Below are 15,359 nucleotides of genomic sequence, written 5' to 3' on the forward strand. Positions count from 1 at the left end.
CTCCGGGTGCGGCGGCGAGTTTGGTGGTGGGGCACGCGCGTGCGCGCCGCATCTGCGACCATGCCCTGGCAGGAGACGTGCCGGTGGGGTGGAAATGACGGATGTGGACGCGACGGACTTCGCCGTTGTGGTGTATCGGGAAGACGAGCGCTGGGAGGCCGAGATCCTTCCGGTCGCGCTGACCGAGGACCTCGCGGGGCTGATCCATGCCCTGCGCCAGCAGCCGAGCCTTGGCGGCACGGTCGGGCTGGTCTCAGTCGGCGACGACTTCTTCGTCGCGATCCGCCTGCTCGGCGACGAGGTCATGGTGTTCCTGTCGGACGTCACCGCCTCGGTCGACTGGCCGCTCGCCCGCCAGGTGCTGGACTACCTGGACATCCCCATCCCGGACGAGGAGGAGCTCGACCAGGTCCTCCCGGTCGGCGACATGTCGATCTTCGCCGACCTCGGGCTGGACGAGATGGAGCTCGGCGCGATCTCCGGCGACCTGGAGCTCTACCCGGACGAGATGCTCCTCAGCATCGCCGGCCGCATCGGTTTCGCCCCGGCCTTCGAACGCGCCCTCGACGCCGTCCCCTGACCCGCCCGCCGCCATGACGGGCGGTCAGCGGGGGAAGCCGTTGCGCCGGGCGTAGTCGCTCAGACCCGCCCAGTCGTCGCCGGTGTGGCTGTGCCGGGGGTCGAGGCAGCCGAGGCTGATCGGGCGCTTCGCGTCGTAGCGGGGCGCGTGCGTGTCGGGCGGGTCGGTGAAGTTCAGGACCTCGGCGATGTTGCGGGCCGCGGCGTCCCGCACGGTCAGCGGCTCCAGGCCCCAGCGCCACTCGATCGCCTTCAGGACGGACGTGTGGTCGTAGACCTCGTGCGCGACGGCCCCGCGCCGCGCCCGCGGGGAGATCAGCAGGCAGGGGACGCGGAAGCCGCGCAGCCCCGTGCCGAGGTCGGGCCGCGGGTCGGGTCCCTCCGGCGGCGGGACGTGGTCGAAGAACCCGCCCCACTCGTCGTAGTTGATGACGAAAAGGGTCCGGGGCCAGTTCGGCGAGGTGACGAGCGCGGTGTAGACCTCGTTGAGGAACGCCTGGCCGAAGCGGATGTCGGCGAGCGGGTGCTCGTCCTCGGACATGCCGGGCAGGAGCAGTTCGCCGAGGAAGCCGGGCTCGACGAAACTGACCGCGGGCAGCCGCCCGTTGCGGGCATCGTCACGGAACTCGGCGATGTTCCGGCTGATGTCGAGGTGCCGCAGGCCCCACAGCGCGGTGAACGGCACGTCGCTGAAGTAGTACCGGCAGGAGATCCCCCTGGCCTTGAGCCGGTCCCAGACCGTGGTGGTCTCGGAGATCGTCAGGGAGTTGGAGGTCCGGTCGGTCTGCCCGGCGTGCTGGAAGATCCGGTTCGGGAACGTGGACGACATGATCGCCGGGAAGTAGCGGTCGCAGACCGTCCAGTCGAGGGCGGCGTGGCCGTGGAAGCCGAGGTCGGGGCCCTCGTAGTAGCCGATGGAGAACACGTCGTTGTCGCCGGCGCGCAGCCATCCGTCGCACTTGCCGCCGTTGTACTCGGTTCGCCCGCCCTGGTAGGAGTGGTCCGGGTCGCTGAAGCCGCATCCCCACGGCACCTTCAGGTGGTGGGTGTCGTGCGCGTTGCCGTCGGCGTCGGTGAACGTGAGCCCGGCCTGGCGGCCGTCGGCACCGGGCAGCCAGCCCATGTAGTGGTCGAAGGACCGGTTCTCCATCATCACCACGACAATGTGGTCGATTCCGGACTCTTCTGGATCGGGCAGCTCGGCGACGGGGGCGCGCCTGGCGGCGGCCTGCTCCGCCGCGTGGGCCTGGGCGGACGACCCGGAGACGGCGCCCGCCGCGATGACCGCCGCGGCGCCCGCCGTCCCCGCCAGAAACCCGCGTCTGGTCAGTTCGTCCGCACCCATGGCACTCCTCCCGGATCGCGATCGCTGAGCAGTATGCGGACTCGCGTGAACCGGGGGAAGGACGCCGGGCGTCCGTCACCGGACAAGACGCGAAGTTTATTCACAACCGCTTCCGGGCACCCCGGCCACCGATTCCCGCGCACAGGGGGGTGTGAGCGGACAGACCGTCTGGGTCACAATGAGCACGTGTCCTACTTCGCCGCCGTGTTCGCGCAGACCCCCCAGGGCTGGGTCGGGGCCGAGGCCGTACTCGACGAGGCGGAGAGCGTCGACGACGTCGCCGACCTGATGCGGGAGGCCGCGGTCGAGTCCTACGGCGACCCGGTCGTGCTGCTGGTCGAGCAGGACGACGACTGGTTCGCGATCGTCCGGCTCGACGGCAACGACGAGCCGCGCCCCTACATCTCCGCCGTCCGCGAGGACGGGCTCGGCTCGCTGTTCCAGCAGCTCGTCGGCGAGGTGCCGGACGGCGACGCCGCGGGCGACGCGTCCCTGCTCGAAGATCTCGGGGTCGACGCCAAGCGGCTCCGCGAGCTCGGCGAGCGCTCCCTGCCCGGCGACGCGCTTCTCGTCGTCGCCGAGCGGGCCGGATTCGGCGAGGAGTTCGACCACCTCCGTGACTGACGCGCGCGATCCGGTCGTCGCGACGTTCCGGCCGGCGATGCTCAGGGCCCTGGACGCGGCCCGCGAGGCGGCCGCCGACGGCGAGATCCCGGTCGGCGCCGTCGTCCTGGACGCCTCCGGCGAGATCATCGGAACGGGCCGCAACGAGCGCGAACGGACCGCCGACCCGACCGGCCACGCGGAGATCGTCGCGATGCGGCGGGCGGCGGCGGTCCTCGGCGGCTGGCGGCTGTCCGGCTGCACGCTCGTCGTGACGCTGGAGCCCTGCACGATGTGCGCCGGGGCGTCCGTCCAGGCTCGGCTGGACCGCGTGGTCTACGGCGCGGTCGACCCGAAGGCGGGTGCGGTCGGATCGCTGTGGGACGTCGTCCGCGACCGGCGCCTCAACCACCGCCCCGAGGTGATCGCCGAGGTGATGGCCGAGGAGTGCGCCGCCCCGCTTATCGAGTTCTTCGCGCGCCGCAGAGTCGGGTAGGCTCTCCCGCGGTGGTGTCGCCTAGTGGACGAGGGCGCACGCCTCGAAAGCGTGTGAAGTGCAAGCTTCCGTGGGTTCGAATCCCACCACCACCGCCACCACGAAGGCCGCCGCCCGACGCCGGGCCGGCGGCCTTCGCGCTTGACGGGCATCCTCCAGCTCCTGGCCGGCCCTTCTCTGCCTGCGGGCCCGAGAGACCTCCAGGTCACCTCGGCTTGATATGAGGCGGACGAAGGTTCTCAGCCGACCGTGACGAGTGCGACGCCGGCCACGGCGACGGCCATGCCGACGCGTTGGACGGCCCGCAGGCGCTCGCTGTAGGCGACTCTCGCCAGCAGGACGGTGATCGCCGGGTAGAGGGACGTGAGGACGGCCGCGAGGCTGAGCATGCCGCTGTGGACCGCGAGGAAGTACAGCACGTTCGCCCCCGCGTCCAGGCTGCCGGACAGCAGCGCCAGCACGATCAGCGTCCGTCCGGACAGCTTCGGGCCCGCGTTGCCGCCGCGGGCCGCCAGGAACAGCAGCGCGACGACCACGATGGCGAGGTTGCCGAGGCGGGCGCCGACGATCGGCCAGAGCCCGGTGCCGTCCCCCGCCTCGTTCAGCAGGACGAAGAAGACACCGAAGCAGCTGCCGGACAGGCCGGCCATCACCGGACCCGAGTCCAGGAGCCGCCGCCCGCCCGATCCCGCGGCGGGCTCCTTCTCCCCGCCGGCCTCCATGCTGACCAGGCCGATCGCGACGAGGCAGAGCAGGACGCCGAGCAGGACCGACGCGTCCAGCCGCTCGCCCTGAGCGACGCCCACGGCCACCGGTATCACGGCCGCGGCCAGCGCCGACACCGGCGCCACCACGCTCATCGGCCCCCGCGCGAGGGCCCGGTAGAACGCGATCAGCCCGCCGCCGCCGCAGAGGCCGGCCACGAACCCCCAGGCCATCGGCCCGGCGCTCACGTCCCCGCCGGTGAGCAGCGCCGACACCAGCACGACCGCCAGCCCGATCGGAACGCACCAGGTCAGCGCTCTGATCGCGGTCGACCCGCGGGTCACGGTTCCGCCGAGGAAGTCGGCGACCCCGTAGGCGAGGGCGGCGGCCAGGGCGAGAACCGTGACCATCACCGCCCGCCGATCAGCCTGGTCTCGATCCGTACCCCGGGCGAGATCGTCCGCAGCCGGTCCGCGAGGCGGTCGCCCGCCTCGGCCAGCCGGTCGAGGGGGTACGGCTCAAGGCGTTCGAGGAGGAACAGGCCGTTCTTCGTGGTCTCCGTCAGCCGCGTCCGGACGCACTGGCGCCAGTTCCAGCGCCGGCAGGTGACGCCCTGGTCGTCCCGCCAGACGACCTCGCCGGGGTTCGGGTGCTCGACCGCGGGCTCACCGCCGGCGATCACGTCGAACGGCTCGTCGCCGGTGGCTCTGACCAGCCGCGCCGGGCCCCGGTAGGCGTCCAGGTCCTCGCCGCCGATGGGCAGCGCGTACTCGACGCTCACCGCGTTGTAGGCGTCCACGACCCTGTTGATGGACGGGAGCGCGTCGGCGCGGCGCAGCAGCGCGTCCACCGAGGGCCGGGTGCGCTGCGGCTTGGCCCCGAACGCCCGGTAGGCCTCGCGCCACGCCTCGACGTGCGGATCGTCAGCGTCCGCCGCCTTCGCCGCCTCGGCCAGCCATCCCTCGCCGACCTCGTCGCTCGGGCCGTTCTCCAGTCCTTCGGCGGTCATGACGAGGACGGCGAAATCGGGACGCAGCTCCCGCACGGCCTCGTCCACCACGATCCGCTCCAGCATCCGCATCCTCCGCACGGTCACTTTAATGACATCCGCGTATCATCATACCGACCGTCCGTGGCCGTCCAAAACGGTGCAACGTCCGGCCGTACGGATTCCAGTCCCGGCGGCGGACCTCACGTCTTGATCTCCTCCGGGGGTCGTCCCACGCATGGGCGATCTCACCGCCGGCGTTGAGGGTGCGGTCGAGGCGCTCGGCGGGGTCCGCGGCCCTTGGCCGGCCGCACTCCACGTGGCTGATGCCGGAGCGCGCGACGTCGACGCGCCTCGGAGTGCGGGAGACTGGCGGGCGGCGGACCGGGACGAGGCGGCTGGAGGGCGCTTGAGCGGGCAGGAGGCGATCGGCGAGGCCGTGGCGCGGACGGTGCGGGCCCTGCGTGCCGGGCACGGATGGAGCCTGGACGAGCTCGCCGGGCGCGCGGGGGTGAGCAAGGGCGTGCTGGTCGGGCTGGAGCAGGGGCGCGGCAACCCGAACCTGGGGACGCTCATCCGGATCTCCGACGCGCTCGGGGTGCCGCTCACCCGGCTCGTGCAGGTCGAGGAGGAGCCTCCGGTGCGGATGTTCCGGCCGGAACGGCACGTCGTGCTGTGGCAGGGCGAGCACGGCGGGACGGGAACGCTGCTGGCCGGGAGCGATCCGCGGCCGTCGCTGGAGTTGTGGAACTGGGTGCTCCAGCCCGGCGAGACGCGCGAGAGCGACGCTCACGTACCTGGCACCAAGGAGATCGTGTACGTCCAGGAGGGTGCGCTCACCCTGGGCGTGGACGGCCGAACGGACCTCATCGAGGCCGGCACGGCCGCCGTCTTCGTAGGCGACCGCCCCCACTCCTACGGCAACGCGGGGGAAGAGGAAGTCCGCTTCGTCCTAGCCGTCCTCGATCTCTGACCAGCCCTCGCCCCTTGCGTGCGGGTGAGAACCAGCACGCGCGTGCGGTCAGGCCCCAGGCACGGACCCGGGTGGCACGCGGCCGGTGGCGGCCACAGGGCACGCAGCCGGGCTGGGCGTGCAGTTCGGGCATCGGCGCGCCGGCGGGAACAGGGCCTGGACCAGGGCCTGGACCAGGGCGGACGCGGCTGCGGGCCGGGCGTGGGGTTGAGCGTGTGCAAGCGGGGTCGGGCGAGCCGCGGATGGGGTCAGCCGGTCAGGCGGACGGGCATGGCCAGGTAGCGGTAGCCGGTGTCGGTGTTCTCGGGGTCGGGCTCGTCGTCCTTCTTCTCGGGGATGGCGGTGAGGAGGGCGGCCTTGGTGGGGCCGGTGCATTCGAGGCGGGCGTACTCGGTGTCGATGCCCGCCAGGCCGTCCAGCAGGTACTGGGGGGCGAACGCGATGTCGATGTCGTCGCCGTCGAGGTGGGCGCCGACGCTCTCGTTGGCGCGTGCCGAGTCGCCGGTGGCGGCGCGGATGCGGACCTCGTCGGCGGTGAAGGCCAGCCGGATCGGGGTGCCGCGCTCGGTGACGAGGGCGGCGCGCTTGATCGCCTCGACGAAGGGGGCCACCTGGATCTCGGCGACCGAGGTCCAGGTGCCGGTGAGCCGGGACCTGTAGTTGATGTACTGGTCGTCGAGGAGGCGGCTGGTCATGCTGCGGCCGCCGCCGGAGATGCCGATGAGGGTGTCGGCGGTGCCGCCGAGGCCGATGGAGACGTCCGCGCCGCGCTTGATCGCCTTGGCGGTGTCGGCGAGGGTGCGGGCGGGGACGACGACGCCGGCGGTGAAGTCGGGCTCCTCGGGGGACCAGGTCAGCTCGCGGGCGGCGATGCGGTACCGGTCGGTGCAGGCGAGCCACATCGTGTCGCCCTCGATGTCGATCCGGACGCCGGTGAGCATGGGCAGGGTGTCGTCGCGTCCGGCGGCCGGGCTGACCTGCGCGACGGCGGCGGCGAACAGGTCGCCGGGGACGGTGCCGGCGCGGGCGGGCGGCTCGGGGAGGGCGGGGTAGTCCTCGACGGGCAGCGTCAGGAGGCCGAACTCGGCCGGGCCGCAGCGGACGACGACCTCGGAGCCCTTGGTGAAGACGTCCACGGGCTGGTTCGGGAGGTTGCGCACGATGTCGGACAGCAGCCGCCCGGGAACGAGGGCGCGGCCCGGCTCCGCGACGGCCGCCTCGTCGGTGGCGTGGGCGGACACCTCGTAGTCGAACGCGCCGAGGGTGAGCTCGCCCTGCTCGGTGACCTCGATGAGCATGCCCGCGAGGACGGGGAGCGCGGGACGTGACGGCAGCGTCCGCGCGGCCCACGCCACCGCGTCGGCGAACGTCTGGCGCTCGACTCGGAACTCCACCTTGATCAGCCCTTCTCGGGTTCGACGGCCATCACGTGCACGGTAACCCGGGGCTCCGACATTCCTCCGCGAGGGTCAGAAGAGCGCGTTCTCGGTGGCCCGGACCTTGCGCTCGAAGTCGAGGAGGTAGCGCTTGCGGTCGAGGCCGCCGCCGTAGCCGGTGAGCGAGCCGGTGGAGCCGACGACGCGGTGGCAGGGGACGATGACGCCGACCGGGTTGCGCCCGTTGGCGAGGCCGACCGCACGGGACGCGGACGGGCTGCCGATCTCGACGGCGAGTTCGCCGTAGGTGATGGTCTGGCCGTAGGGGATCTCCTGTAGGGCGGCCCAGACGCGCTCCTGGAAGGGCGTTCCGTGGAGGCGGAGCGGCAGGTCGAACTCGGTCAGGTCGCCTGCGAAGTACGCGGTGAGCTGTTCGGCGACGGTCGCGAAGGGTTCGTCTTCGGGGTCGCCGGGGGCACCGAAGGTCTCCTGGGACGGACGGTGCCGCTGCATCTCCATGTAGAGCCCGGACAGAGCGCCGTCGGTGGCGACCAAGGTGAGCGGGCCTACGAGGCTCTCTATGACGACGTGCGTTGTTTCCACAGCGGTTCCTTCAGCTCGCGGGAAGCAGGTTGATGGCGTGGTCGAGGGTGGCCCACAGGTACTGGACGGAGTAGGCGCGCCAAGGTCGCCATTGTGCGGCGCGCCGGGTGAGCGCCGCAGGGGTGACAGGAAGTTCGAGCATTGCGGCGGCGGCCCTGATGCCCAGGTCGCCGGGGATGAACGCGTCCGGGTCGCCGAGGGCGCGCATCGCGATGGTCTCGACGGTCCACGGCCCGAAGCCGGGTAGGGCGGACAAGCGCGCGCGGGCCTCGTCCCAGTCGCTCCCTACGCCGAGGTCGATCTCCCCTTGGGCGAGGGCATCGACCAGGGTCATCAGGGTCGTGCGGCGGGTCTTGGGGAAGGCGAGGGACTCCGGGTCGAGTCCGGCCAGGGCGGCGGGGGTCGGGAAGAGGTGCGTCAGCCCGCCGCCTGGGTCGTCGATGGGGTCGCCGTAGGCGGTGACCAGGCGCGCCGCGTGGGTGCGTGCCGCGGCCGTCGAGACCTGCTGGCCCAGGACGGCACGGACGGCGAACTCGGGGGCGTCCACGGTGCGCGGCACGCGGCGCCCCGGGGCCTTGTCGACGAGCGGCGCGAGGACGGGGTCGGCGCGGAGGAGGTCGTCGACGGCGACGGGATCGGCGTCCAGGTCGAGCATCCAGCGGCAGCGGCTGATCGCGATGGGGAGGTCGCGCAGGTCGCTGAGGCTGAGCGTGCAGGCGACGTGGTCCGGCTGGGGCCGCAGGGTGGCGATGCCGTGCCCGTGGGGCAGCCGCATGGAGCGGCGGAACGCGCCGTCCCGCCACTCCTCGACACCGGGGACGGCGGTGGCGGCGAGGTGCCCGAACAGGTTGTCCGGGCACAGCGGGGCCCGGAACGGCAGCCGCAGCGACAGGGCACCGGACCCGGCGGGCGGATGTCCCTTGGCGACGCGGTCGCGCAGGGCGGACGGGGTGAGCGCGAACACCCCCCGGACGGTGTCGTTGAAGGCGCGGATGCTGGCGAACCCCGCCGCGAACGCCACGTCGCCCATGGGAAGGGGTGTCGTCTCGATGAGCAGCCGCGCCGTCTGCGCGCGCTGGGCCCGTGCCAGGGCGAGCGGGCCCGCGCCCAGTTCCGCGTTGAGTTGGCGCTCTATCTGCCGCGTGCTGTAGCCGAGCCGTGCCGCGAGGCCGGGAACGCCCTCCCGGTCGACGACGCCATCGGCGATGAGGCGCATGGCCCTGGCGACGACGTCCGCGCGGTGGTTCCATTCCGGGGAGCCGGGGGAGGTGTCGGGACGGCACCGTTTGCAGGCTCGGAACCCGGCCTGCTGGGCGGCGGCAGCGCTCGGGTAGAAGCGCATGTTCTCCGGCTTGGGCGGCACCACGGGGCAGCTTGGGCGGCAGTAGATCCCGGTGGTCACGACCCCGCCGAAGAACCATCCGTCGAAGCGGGCGTCCTTCGCCTGGAAGGCCCGCACGCACCTTTCCACGTCCTCGTGCATGCCTCCAGCATCACCGATGGTCAGGGGTCTTCACTGGCAGGAATCCGACATCATCGTCGCGGTCCAGGTCAGCGGACGCGCGGGCATGACGTCCCAGGTAATCGATCTTCCGCCGCGGACCCGGCAGCGTAGAGGTCATCGGGGCGAACGATCCCGAAGATCAGATGGGAGTCATGCCATGAGCGATGTGCAGCAGCGGGTCGAGCGCTACCTGGCCGTGTGGAACGAGACCGACGCGGACGCGCGGCGTGCGGCGATCGACGAGCTGTGGACGGAGAGCCCGGTCTACGTCGACCCGCTCGGTGTGGCGGAGGGGCGCGACGCGATCGACGCGTTCGTCGGCGCCGCGCAGCAGCAGTTCCCCGGCCTGGTGTTCCGCGCGGCGGGGACGGTCGACGCCCACCACAACGTGGCCCGCTTCACCTGGGAGCTCGGTCCGGAGGGCGGCGAGGCGATCGTGGTCGGCTTCGACGTGGCGACGTTCGACGACGACGGCCGGTTCGACCGGGTGACCGGGTTCCTCGACAAGGTGCCGGCCTGACCCGGGCCGTTGCCGGTCCGGACCGACGGGGCGGCGTGCCGGACGCCCGTGACGTCCGGCACGCCCCGTTCACAGTTGCCGTAGCGCTCCCCCGTCCACGGTCCATTCGGCACCGGTGACTTGGGCGGCCAACGGTGACAGCAGGTACGTGATGACCCGTGCGACGTCCTGGGGCGTGCCAAGACGTCCGGTGGGGAGCCGCCGTTCGTCCTGGACGAATCGTTGGATCGCCTCCTCCACCGGTAGGCCGTACTGGTCGGCCAACTGGTCGGCGAACCCTCCGGGCTCGTCCCACAGGCGCGTGCGGGTCGGGCCGGGCGTGACGACATTGGAACGGACTCCGCAGGGCCCGAACTCCCCCGCCAGCGTCTTGGACACCGACAGGAGCGCCGTCTTGGACGCCGCATAGTCGACCAGTGGCGTGTCGGGAAAACGTGCGGCCTCGCTTGCGACGTGCACGATGCTTCCCGCCCCCTGGTCGATGAGTGCGGGCAGTGCGGCGCGGGCCATGCGCACGGCCGCGTGCAGGTTCAGCTCGAACGTCGCGTGCCACTGGGCGTCGGTGACGTCGAGGAACCCGATCCGGGATTCGAGGGCGCCCGCGTTGTTGACGAGGCCGTCCAGGCGTCCGTGCCGTTCCAGCGCGACGTCCACGACGTGCTGGGCGGCGTCGGGCCGGGTGAGGTCGGCGGCCACGTCGACGGGGGAGCGCGCCACCCCGACGACCTGGGCGCCCTCGCGGGCCAGGAGGGCGGCGGTCGCCTCGCCGATCCCGGCGGACGCGCCGGTCACGATGTAGACCCTGCCTTCGAGTTCGAGGTCCATGGCGGTCCCCTACGAGCGCCGCAGGAACGACCCGGCAAGGGCCGCGCCCGCGAGGACGATCGCGATGTTCACGGCCGTCGCCGTGTGGACGCCGCCGATGACGGACGCGTTCGCCGTGGCCACGGCGCTCATCACGGGGATGCCGAGGGTGATCGCGACCTGCTGCGTCATCGTGGCGAGCCCGGTCGCGAGGCCCTGCTCGCGGTCCGGCAGCCCGGACGTCGCGATCCCCATGAACGCGACGATCGCGACAAGGTTCCCGAATCCCCCGATCGCGGTGGCGGCGAGCAGCAGGCCGAGGGCGCCGCGCGACTCCCCGAGGCCCAGCAGCGCGGCGGTGGCCGCGGCCTGCAGGACGAGTCCGGACACCAGCGTGGCCGGGCCGCCGAGCCGCCGCATGACCCGGGGCGCGGCGACGCCTCCGGCGAACGTCCCGGCGCCGAGGACGCCGAGCGCCAGCCCGGTCGCCAGCGGCGAGAATCCGAGGACCTTCTGGAGGTAGAGCGTCATCAGGAACACCAGCGACGTCTCCGTGGCGAACGCGACGAAGCCGCCCACGTTGCCCCAGGTGACGGTGCGCCGGGTGAGGACGTTCAGCGGCGCGAGCGGAGCCGGCGACCGCCGTTCGACCAGGATGAACGCGGTGAGCAGGACGGCGGCGGCGACCAGTGCGCCGAGCGCGGCGGGGGAGCCCCATCCGGCCGAACCGGCGGACGTGATCCCGTAGACGAGGGCGAGCAGGCCGCCGGTCACGGTCACCGCGCCGGGAACGTCCAGCCGCGCCCCGTCCCGGGACCGGCTCTCCGCGACCACGACGGGCGTGACCGCGAAGATCAGCACCGCCACCGGCACGTTGACCAGGAAGGCCCAGCGCCAGCTCAGCAGGTCGGTCAGCACCCCGCCGAGGATCGCGCCGACGGTGAACCCGGCCGACATCAGCGCGCCGCTGAGCCCGAGCGCGCGCGTCCGCAGCGGCCCCTCCGGGAACGACGTGGTGAGCAGCGACAGGGCGGCCGGTGTGGCGATCGCCGTGGCCAGGCCCTGCAGGACGCGTCCGGTGAGCAGCATCGCCGGCGTGGTGGCCAGCCCACCGACCAGCGACCCCGCGGCCAGGAGCGCCATGCCCGCGAGCAGCATCCGGCGCCGTCCGGACAGATCGGCCACGCGACCGAACAGCAACGTGAATCCGGCGGCGGGGAGGGCGAACGCCGTGGCAATCCACTGGAGCTGGTCCAGTCCGAAGCCCAGTCCTCTGCCGACGACGGGCAGCGCCACGTTCAGGATGGAGAAGTCGATGGCGAGCATGAACTGCGCGCCGAGCAGGAGTGTCAGAACCAGCTTGTGCCGTGACGACATCCGCTCTGGAGGAGCGGACACGGCGGTGGTGAGTGCGGTCATGGCAGAGACTCTCGCCGCGCCGGACGCGCCTACCCAGTCCCCGCTCGTTCGTACCACTCCCGGTAGCAGGCTCAGCGACCTGCGGGGGAGAACCAACTTGGCTCCCTGGCGTGACGGCCTTCCGGTGACCGTCTCCTTAGGCTCAGCAGCGTTCAGCCAGACCGACCAGGAGGATTGCCGTGCGTGGCAAGGTTTTCGCCCTCGCCCTAGCCGCAGTCAGCGTGACCGCACTCAGCGCATGCGACGTGGCCTTCGCTTCAACCTACGAGGACGACGTCACGCTGAAGGGCAAAGTCACCGCTGTGCGAATGGACCACATAGGTTCCGGCAGCGTGACGCTGCACGGTGGCTCGTCCAAGACGTCCCTGCACCGCGAGGTCAAGCACCGCGGTGACAAGCCGGAGGGGCCCACGTACCGGATCGAGAACGGTGTCCTGACGCTGCGCGGCTGCGGCTCGCACTGCTCGGTGAGCTACACGGTCGAACTCCCGGCGGGCCTCCCCGTGTCCGGCGGCACCTCGAACGGCTCCATCACCCTGTCGAAGGTGGGCAAGGTGGACGTGTCCACCGATTCGGGCTCCGTCCGCCTGAACGGCGCCGCGGGCCCGATCAAGGTCAGGACGGACAACGGCGAGATCCGGGGGAGCGACCTCAAGGGCGGCGTCGACGCCGAGACGTCCAACGGCGACGTCGCCCTGACGCCCGGTTCGCCGCAGAACGTCCGCGTCAAGACGGACAACGGCGAGGTCACGGTCACCATGCCCGCGGGACGCTACCGCGTGAGCACGCACACCGGCGACGGCGACCGGCGGCTCGGCATCCCGAACGACCCGTCCGCCGAGTACCGGCTCGACGTCAGCACCAGCAACGGCGACATCACCACCAGGACCGCCTGACCCGCGGTCCTCAGGTCATAGCGTTCACGAACAGGGCCTGCGCGGTCGAACCTGCCCGAGTACCGGGCGGCGTGCGCCTGGTCCAGCAGGCTGATCGCGGCGAGCACACGGATCGCGCGGGCGTGCGCGCGAGGCGGCTCCGGATAGCCTCGGCGGCATGGCGCGCAATGGCCGGCTCGGCGAGTTCCTCAAGTCGCGGCGGGCGCGGCTGCGTCCCGAGGACGCCGGCCTCTCCTCGTACGGGACGCGGCGGCGGGTCCCCGGGCTGCGGCGCGAGGAGCTCGCGCAGCTCGCCGGTGTCAGCGTCGCGTACTACATCAGGCTGGAGCAGGGGACGGCCGACGGCGTGTCCACCGAGATCCTGGACGCGATCTCGCGGGCACTGCGGCTGGACGGCGACGAGCACGCCCATCTGCACCGGCTCGCCCACCCGCCGCGCCGCGCGCCCGCCGCAGCGCCTCCGCGCCTGCGGGCACCGCTGCAGCACCTGCTCGACTCGTTCGCGCACGCGCCCGCGTACGTCGTCGGGCACTACACGAACGTGGTCGCGTGGAACCGGCTCACCGCCGCCGTTTTCGTCGACCTGGCGAACGTCCCGCCGGACGAGCGGACCTGGTCGCACCAGATCCACCTGAACCCCGACTACAAGGCCCGGCTCGGCGACAACTGGCCGACGGTGGCCCGCCGCAACGCCGCCTACCTCCGCTTCCGTTCCGGTCAGGATCCGGACGACCCGCACCTGCGCGCGGTCATCGACTGCCTGCGGGAGCGGAGCCCGGAGTTCGGCCGCCTGTGGTCGGCGCACCACGTCACGGACCTGACGCACGGCGAGGCCCGTATCGACCATCCCGAGGTGGGACGGCTCGTCCTTCCGTTCGAGACCCTGCACCTGCCCGGCGACCCCGACCTCAGCCGCCTCATGCTCTACGCGGCCGAACCGGGCTCGGCCTCAGAGGCGGCCCTGCGCAAGCTGGCCGAGACGTCCGCCCACCTCTCCAGCGCCGACCTCGCCTAGAACGGCCGGTGCCGGCTCACCCGGCGGCCGCGCGGAAGTGGGCGTCACGGTCGATTGTCGCCAGGGCTGTGTTGAGCAGGGCGATCACCGCGAAGGCGACGGCGGCCGTGGCGTGGCCGACGCCATCGAGGGCGAGCGCGCCCGCACCGAACACGGCGGCCTTCACCAACAGGACGAGCGGCAGCGCGATCGTGAACCGGGCCCGTGGCGCGGCGAACAGGCCCCACAGGACGATCGCCGCGGCGGGCGCCCCGACCCCGAGGACGACGTTCACCAGCACGTTCCCGCCCGCCGTGAAGCCCCACCAGGCGAGCGCGGCGATGGCGGCGAGTTCCAGCAGGAAGGCGAGCCCCTCGTTGAGGGCATGCAATGGCCCAGGTAGACGCACGCCGATACGGTACCTCTGTGGACGAGATCTCCTGGCGGGAGGACGGCCGGGACCATCGCGTCCGCTGGCGGTCGGAGAGCGGCGCGCCGCCGCCCCGCCGCGTCGTGGTGGCCGACGACGAGACGCGCGCGGACGACGCCTACCGCCTGGCGTGCGAGGGCACCGCGCTGCTGTGGCGCGGCGACTTCCAGAACGCGCGGCAGCTTCTCAAGGCCATGGCGCGCCGGATCGACCGTCCCCCACGGCGGCGCAGGCACAAACCCGAACCGGACCGCGCCCAGGCGTTCCACCTGTACCGGCAGGCGCGCGCCCAGCGCGCGCGGACGCTCGGCATGCTGCTCATACCGTTCGACCCCGGTCACGTGATTCCGCTACGGCGAGCACCAGACGTCCAGGACGCCTGTACGGAGGCCTACGGGACGGACGACCAGCCCTACATCACCTCACTGCGAGAACTGCTCGGCCTGGTCGGCGCACACGAATGGCGTGAGAAGGGCGTCCCGATTCCTGCGCTGGGCAGCGACCGCGTACACCCGCACTACGGCGTCTTCTCACCGATCAGGGGCGAATACGTCGATCTGGTGGGCGAGGCACCGCTTCCGCCGACGAAAACGGCGTTCGACGTTGGAACCGGTACGGGCGTCCTGGCAGCGGTTCTGGCTCGTCGTGGCATCGAGCACGTCGTCGCCACTGACCAGGACCCGCGTGCGCTGGTCTGCGCCCAAGAGAACGTCGACCGTCTGGAAGTGAACGTCGAGGTCGTCCAAGCCGACCTCTTCCCGGACGGACGCGCCGGTCTGGCCGTCTGCAACCCGCCCTGGGTCCCGGCCAAGCCCAGCACGCCCCTGGAGCACGCCGTTTACGATCCGGGCAGCCGGATGCTGCGCGGTTTCCTGTCCGGCCTCGCCGGCCACCTCGAACCGGGCGGGGAGGGGTGGCTGATCCTGTCCGACCTGGCCGAACACCTGGGCCTCCGCACGCGGGACGAGCTCCTGGAGATGATCGCCTCGTCCGGCCTGCGGGTCGCGGGCAGGCTCGACACCGCCCCGCGCCACCCGCGCGCCGCCGATCCCGACGACCCCCTCCACGCGGCCCGCGCCGCCGAGACCACGTCCCTGTGGCGGCTCACCGCCGGGTGACGCCGG

17 protein-coding genes and 1 tRNA gene are annotated in these 15,359 nt (G+C 72.3%); 9 read left to right on the forward strand and 9 right to left on the reverse strand.

The features are described from left to right. Positions 1 to 94 precede the first annotated feature (94 nt). On the forward strand, positions 95 to 580 hold the full coding sequence (locus BJ999_RS00295) for a tRNA adenosine deaminase-associated protein (protein ID WP_179831377.1): 486 nt from the start codon (positions 95 to 97) through the stop codon (positions 578 to 580). 24 nt (positions 581 to 604) lie between these two features. Here the strand turns inward: BJ999_RS00295 and BJ999_RS00300 are convergent, their stop codons facing one another. Continuing rightward, positions 605 to 1,924, reverse strand: a complete 1,320-nt coding sequence (locus BJ999_RS00300; RefSeq protein WP_179831378.1) for an alkaline phosphatase family protein — start codon at positions 1,922 to 1,924, stop codon at positions 605 to 607. A 186-nt stretch (positions 1,925 to 2,110) separates the two neighbouring features. On the opposite strand from BJ999_RS00300, the gene BJ999_RS00305 reads away from it, so the two are divergent. From BJ999_RS00305 to BJ999_RS00315, 3 genes are all read left to right on the forward strand, one after another. Beyond that, the gene (locus BJ999_RS00305) at positions 2,111 to 2,548 is read left to right on the forward strand and encodes a tRNA adenosine deaminase-associated protein (RefSeq protein ID WP_179831379.1); all 438 of its coding nucleotides are present in this window, start codon (positions 2,111 to 2,113) and stop codon (positions 2,546 to 2,548) included. Positions 2,549 to 2,585: 37 nt separating this feature from the next. Then, positions 2,586 to 3,023, forward strand: coding sequence for a tRNA adenosine(34) deaminase TadA (gene tadA / locus BJ999_RS00310; protein ID WP_179838241.1), 438 nt, complete (start codon positions 2,586 to 2,588; stop codon positions 3,021 to 3,023). A gap of 10 nt (positions 3,024 to 3,033) precedes the next feature. Then, a tRNA-Ser gene (locus tag BJ999_RS00315) sits at positions 3,034 to 3,121 on the forward strand. Positions 3,122 to 3,262: 141 nt separating this feature from the next. On the opposite strand, the gene BJ999_RS00320 is transcribed toward BJ999_RS00315, so the two are convergent. Further along, positions 3,263 to 4,138: an EamA family transporter gene (locus BJ999_RS00320; protein WP_179838242.1), complete on the reverse strand. Its 876-nt coding sequence runs from the start codon at positions 4,136 to 4,138 to the stop codon at positions 3,263 to 3,265. Beyond that, complete coding sequence (locus tag BJ999_RS00325; RefSeq protein WP_229810062.1) at positions 4,138 to 4,809, reverse strand: B3/B4 domain-containing protein; 672 nt, start codon at positions 4,807 to 4,809, stop codon at positions 4,138 to 4,140. The genes BJ999_RS00320 and BJ999_RS00325 overlap by 1 nt, the downstream gene beginning before the upstream one ends. 316 nt (positions 4,810 to 5,125) lie before the next feature. On the opposite strand from BJ999_RS00325, the gene BJ999_RS00330 reads away from it, so the two are divergent. Next, on the forward strand, positions 5,126 to 5,689 hold the full coding sequence (locus BJ999_RS00330) for a helix-turn-helix domain-containing protein (RefSeq protein ID WP_179831380.1): 564 nt from the start codon (positions 5,126 to 5,128) through the stop codon (positions 5,687 to 5,689). A 248-nt stretch (positions 5,690 to 5,937) separates the two neighbouring features. On the opposite strand, the gene dnaN is transcribed toward BJ999_RS00330, so the two are convergent. The 3 genes from dnaN to BJ999_RS00345 all read right to left on the reverse strand — a co-directional run bounded on the left by dnaN (position 5,938) and on the right by BJ999_RS00345 (position 9,151). Then, on the reverse strand, positions 5,938 to 7,083 hold the full coding sequence (gene dnaN, locus BJ999_RS00335; protein ID WP_179831381.1) for a DNA polymerase III subunit beta: 1,146 nt from the start codon (positions 7,081 to 7,083) through the stop codon (positions 5,938 to 5,940). A 75-nt stretch (positions 7,084 to 7,158) separates the two neighbouring features. After that, a complete protein-coding gene (locus BJ999_RS00340) occupies positions 7,159 to 7,668 on the reverse strand; it encodes a methylated-DNA--[protein]-cysteine S-methyltransferase (RefSeq protein ID WP_179831382.1) in 510 nt (169 codons plus the stop codon). 10 nt (positions 7,669 to 7,678) lie between these two features. Beyond that, positions 7,679 to 9,151, reverse strand: coding sequence for an AlkA N-terminal domain-containing protein (locus tag BJ999_RS00345; RefSeq protein WP_179831383.1), 1,473 nt, complete (start codon positions 9,149 to 9,151; stop codon positions 7,679 to 7,681). A 178-nt stretch (positions 9,152 to 9,329) separates the two neighbouring features. On the opposite strand from BJ999_RS00345, the gene BJ999_RS00350 reads away from it, so the two are divergent. Further along, a complete protein-coding gene (locus BJ999_RS00350; protein WP_179831384.1) occupies positions 9,330 to 9,692 on the forward strand; it encodes a nuclear transport factor 2 family protein in 363 nt (120 codons plus the stop codon). A 69-nt stretch (positions 9,693 to 9,761) separates the two neighbouring features. On the opposite strand, the gene BJ999_RS00355 is transcribed toward BJ999_RS00350, so the two are convergent. Further along, the gene (locus BJ999_RS00355; RefSeq protein WP_179831385.1) at positions 9,762 to 10,517 is read right to left on the reverse strand and encodes an SDR family NAD(P)-dependent oxidoreductase; all 756 of its coding nucleotides are present in this window, start codon (positions 10,515 to 10,517) and stop codon (positions 9,762 to 9,764) included. A 9-nt stretch (positions 10,518 to 10,526) separates the two neighbouring features. Continuing rightward, positions 10,527 to 11,915, reverse strand: a complete 1,389-nt coding sequence (locus tag BJ999_RS00360) for an MFS transporter (protein ID WP_179831386.1) — start codon at positions 11,913 to 11,915, stop codon at positions 10,527 to 10,529. A 179-nt stretch (positions 11,916 to 12,094) separates the two neighbouring features. Between BJ999_RS00360 and BJ999_RS00365 the strand changes: the two genes are divergently transcribed. Both BJ999_RS00365 and BJ999_RS00370 read left to right on the forward strand, forming a co-directional pair. Next, entirely contained in the window at positions 12,095 to 12,811 is a 717-nt protein-coding gene (locus BJ999_RS00365) for a DUF4097 family beta strand repeat-containing protein (protein ID WP_218934878.1), read from the forward strand. Between the two features lie 157 nt (positions 12,812 to 12,968). Continuing rightward, entirely contained in the window at positions 12,969 to 13,826 is an 858-nt protein-coding gene (locus BJ999_RS00370) for a helix-turn-helix domain-containing protein (protein WP_179831387.1), read from the forward strand. Positions 13,827 to 13,842: 16 nt separating this feature from the next. On the opposite strand, the gene BJ999_RS00375 is transcribed toward BJ999_RS00370, so the two are convergent. Further along, positions 13,843 to 14,214, reverse strand: a complete 372-nt coding sequence (locus tag BJ999_RS00375) for a YrdB family protein (protein WP_229810064.1) — start codon at positions 14,212 to 14,214, stop codon at positions 13,843 to 13,845. Positions 14,215 to 14,231: 17 nt separating this feature from the next. Between BJ999_RS00375 and BJ999_RS00380 the strand changes: the two genes are divergently transcribed. Further along, positions 14,232 to 15,353: a methyltransferase gene (locus BJ999_RS00380; protein WP_229810065.1), complete on the forward strand. Its 1,122-nt coding sequence runs from the start codon at positions 14,232 to 14,234 to the stop codon at positions 15,351 to 15,353. Positions 15,354 to 15,359: the final 6 nt, after the last annotated feature.

The sequence above is a fragment of the Actinomadura citrea genome (genome assembly GCF_013409045.1).
Taxonomy (GTDB): domain Bacteria; phylum Actinomycetota; class Actinomycetes; order Streptosporangiales; family Streptosporangiaceae; genus Spirillospora; species Spirillospora citrea.

Coding starts and splice junctions, on each gene's coding strand:
- BJ999_RS00295 (WP_179831377.1), top strand. CDS start 95: ATGACGGATGTGGACGCGACGGACTTCGCCGTTGTGGTGTATCGGGAA.
- BJ999_RS00345 (WP_179831383.1), bottom strand. CDS start 9,151: ATGCACGAGGACGTGGAAAGGTGCGTGCGGGCCTTCCAGGCGAAGGAC.
- BJ999_RS00300 (WP_179831378.1), bottom strand. CDS start 1,924: ATGGGTGCGGACGAACTGACCAGACGCGGGTTTCTGGCGGGGACGGCG.
- BJ999_RS00350 (WP_179831384.1), top strand. CDS start 9,330: ATGAGCGATGTGCAGCAGCGGGTCGAGCGCTACCTGGCCGTGTGGAAC.
- tadA (WP_179838241.1), top strand. CDS start 2,586: ATGCTCAGGGCCCTGGACGCGGCCCGCGAGGCGGCCGCCGACGGCGAG.
- BJ999_RS00360 (WP_179831386.1), bottom strand. CDS start 11,915: ATGACCGCACTCACCACCGCCGTGTCCGCTCCTCCAGAGCGGATGTCG.
- BJ999_RS00325 (WP_229810062.1), bottom strand. CDS start 4,809: ATGCGGATGCTGGAGCGGATCGTGGTGGACGAGGCCGTGCGGGAGCTG.
- BJ999_RS00355 (WP_179831385.1), bottom strand. CDS start 10,517: ATGGACCTCGAACTCGAAGGCAGGGTCTACATCGTGACCGGCGCGTCC.
- BJ999_RS00320 (WP_179838242.1), bottom strand. CDS start 4,138: ATGGTCACGGTTCTCGCCCTGGCCGCCGCCCTCGCCTACGGGGTCGCC.
- BJ999_RS00370 (WP_179831387.1), top strand. CDS start 12,969: ATGGCGCGCAATGGCCGGCTCGGCGAGTTCCTCAAGTCGCGGCGGGCG.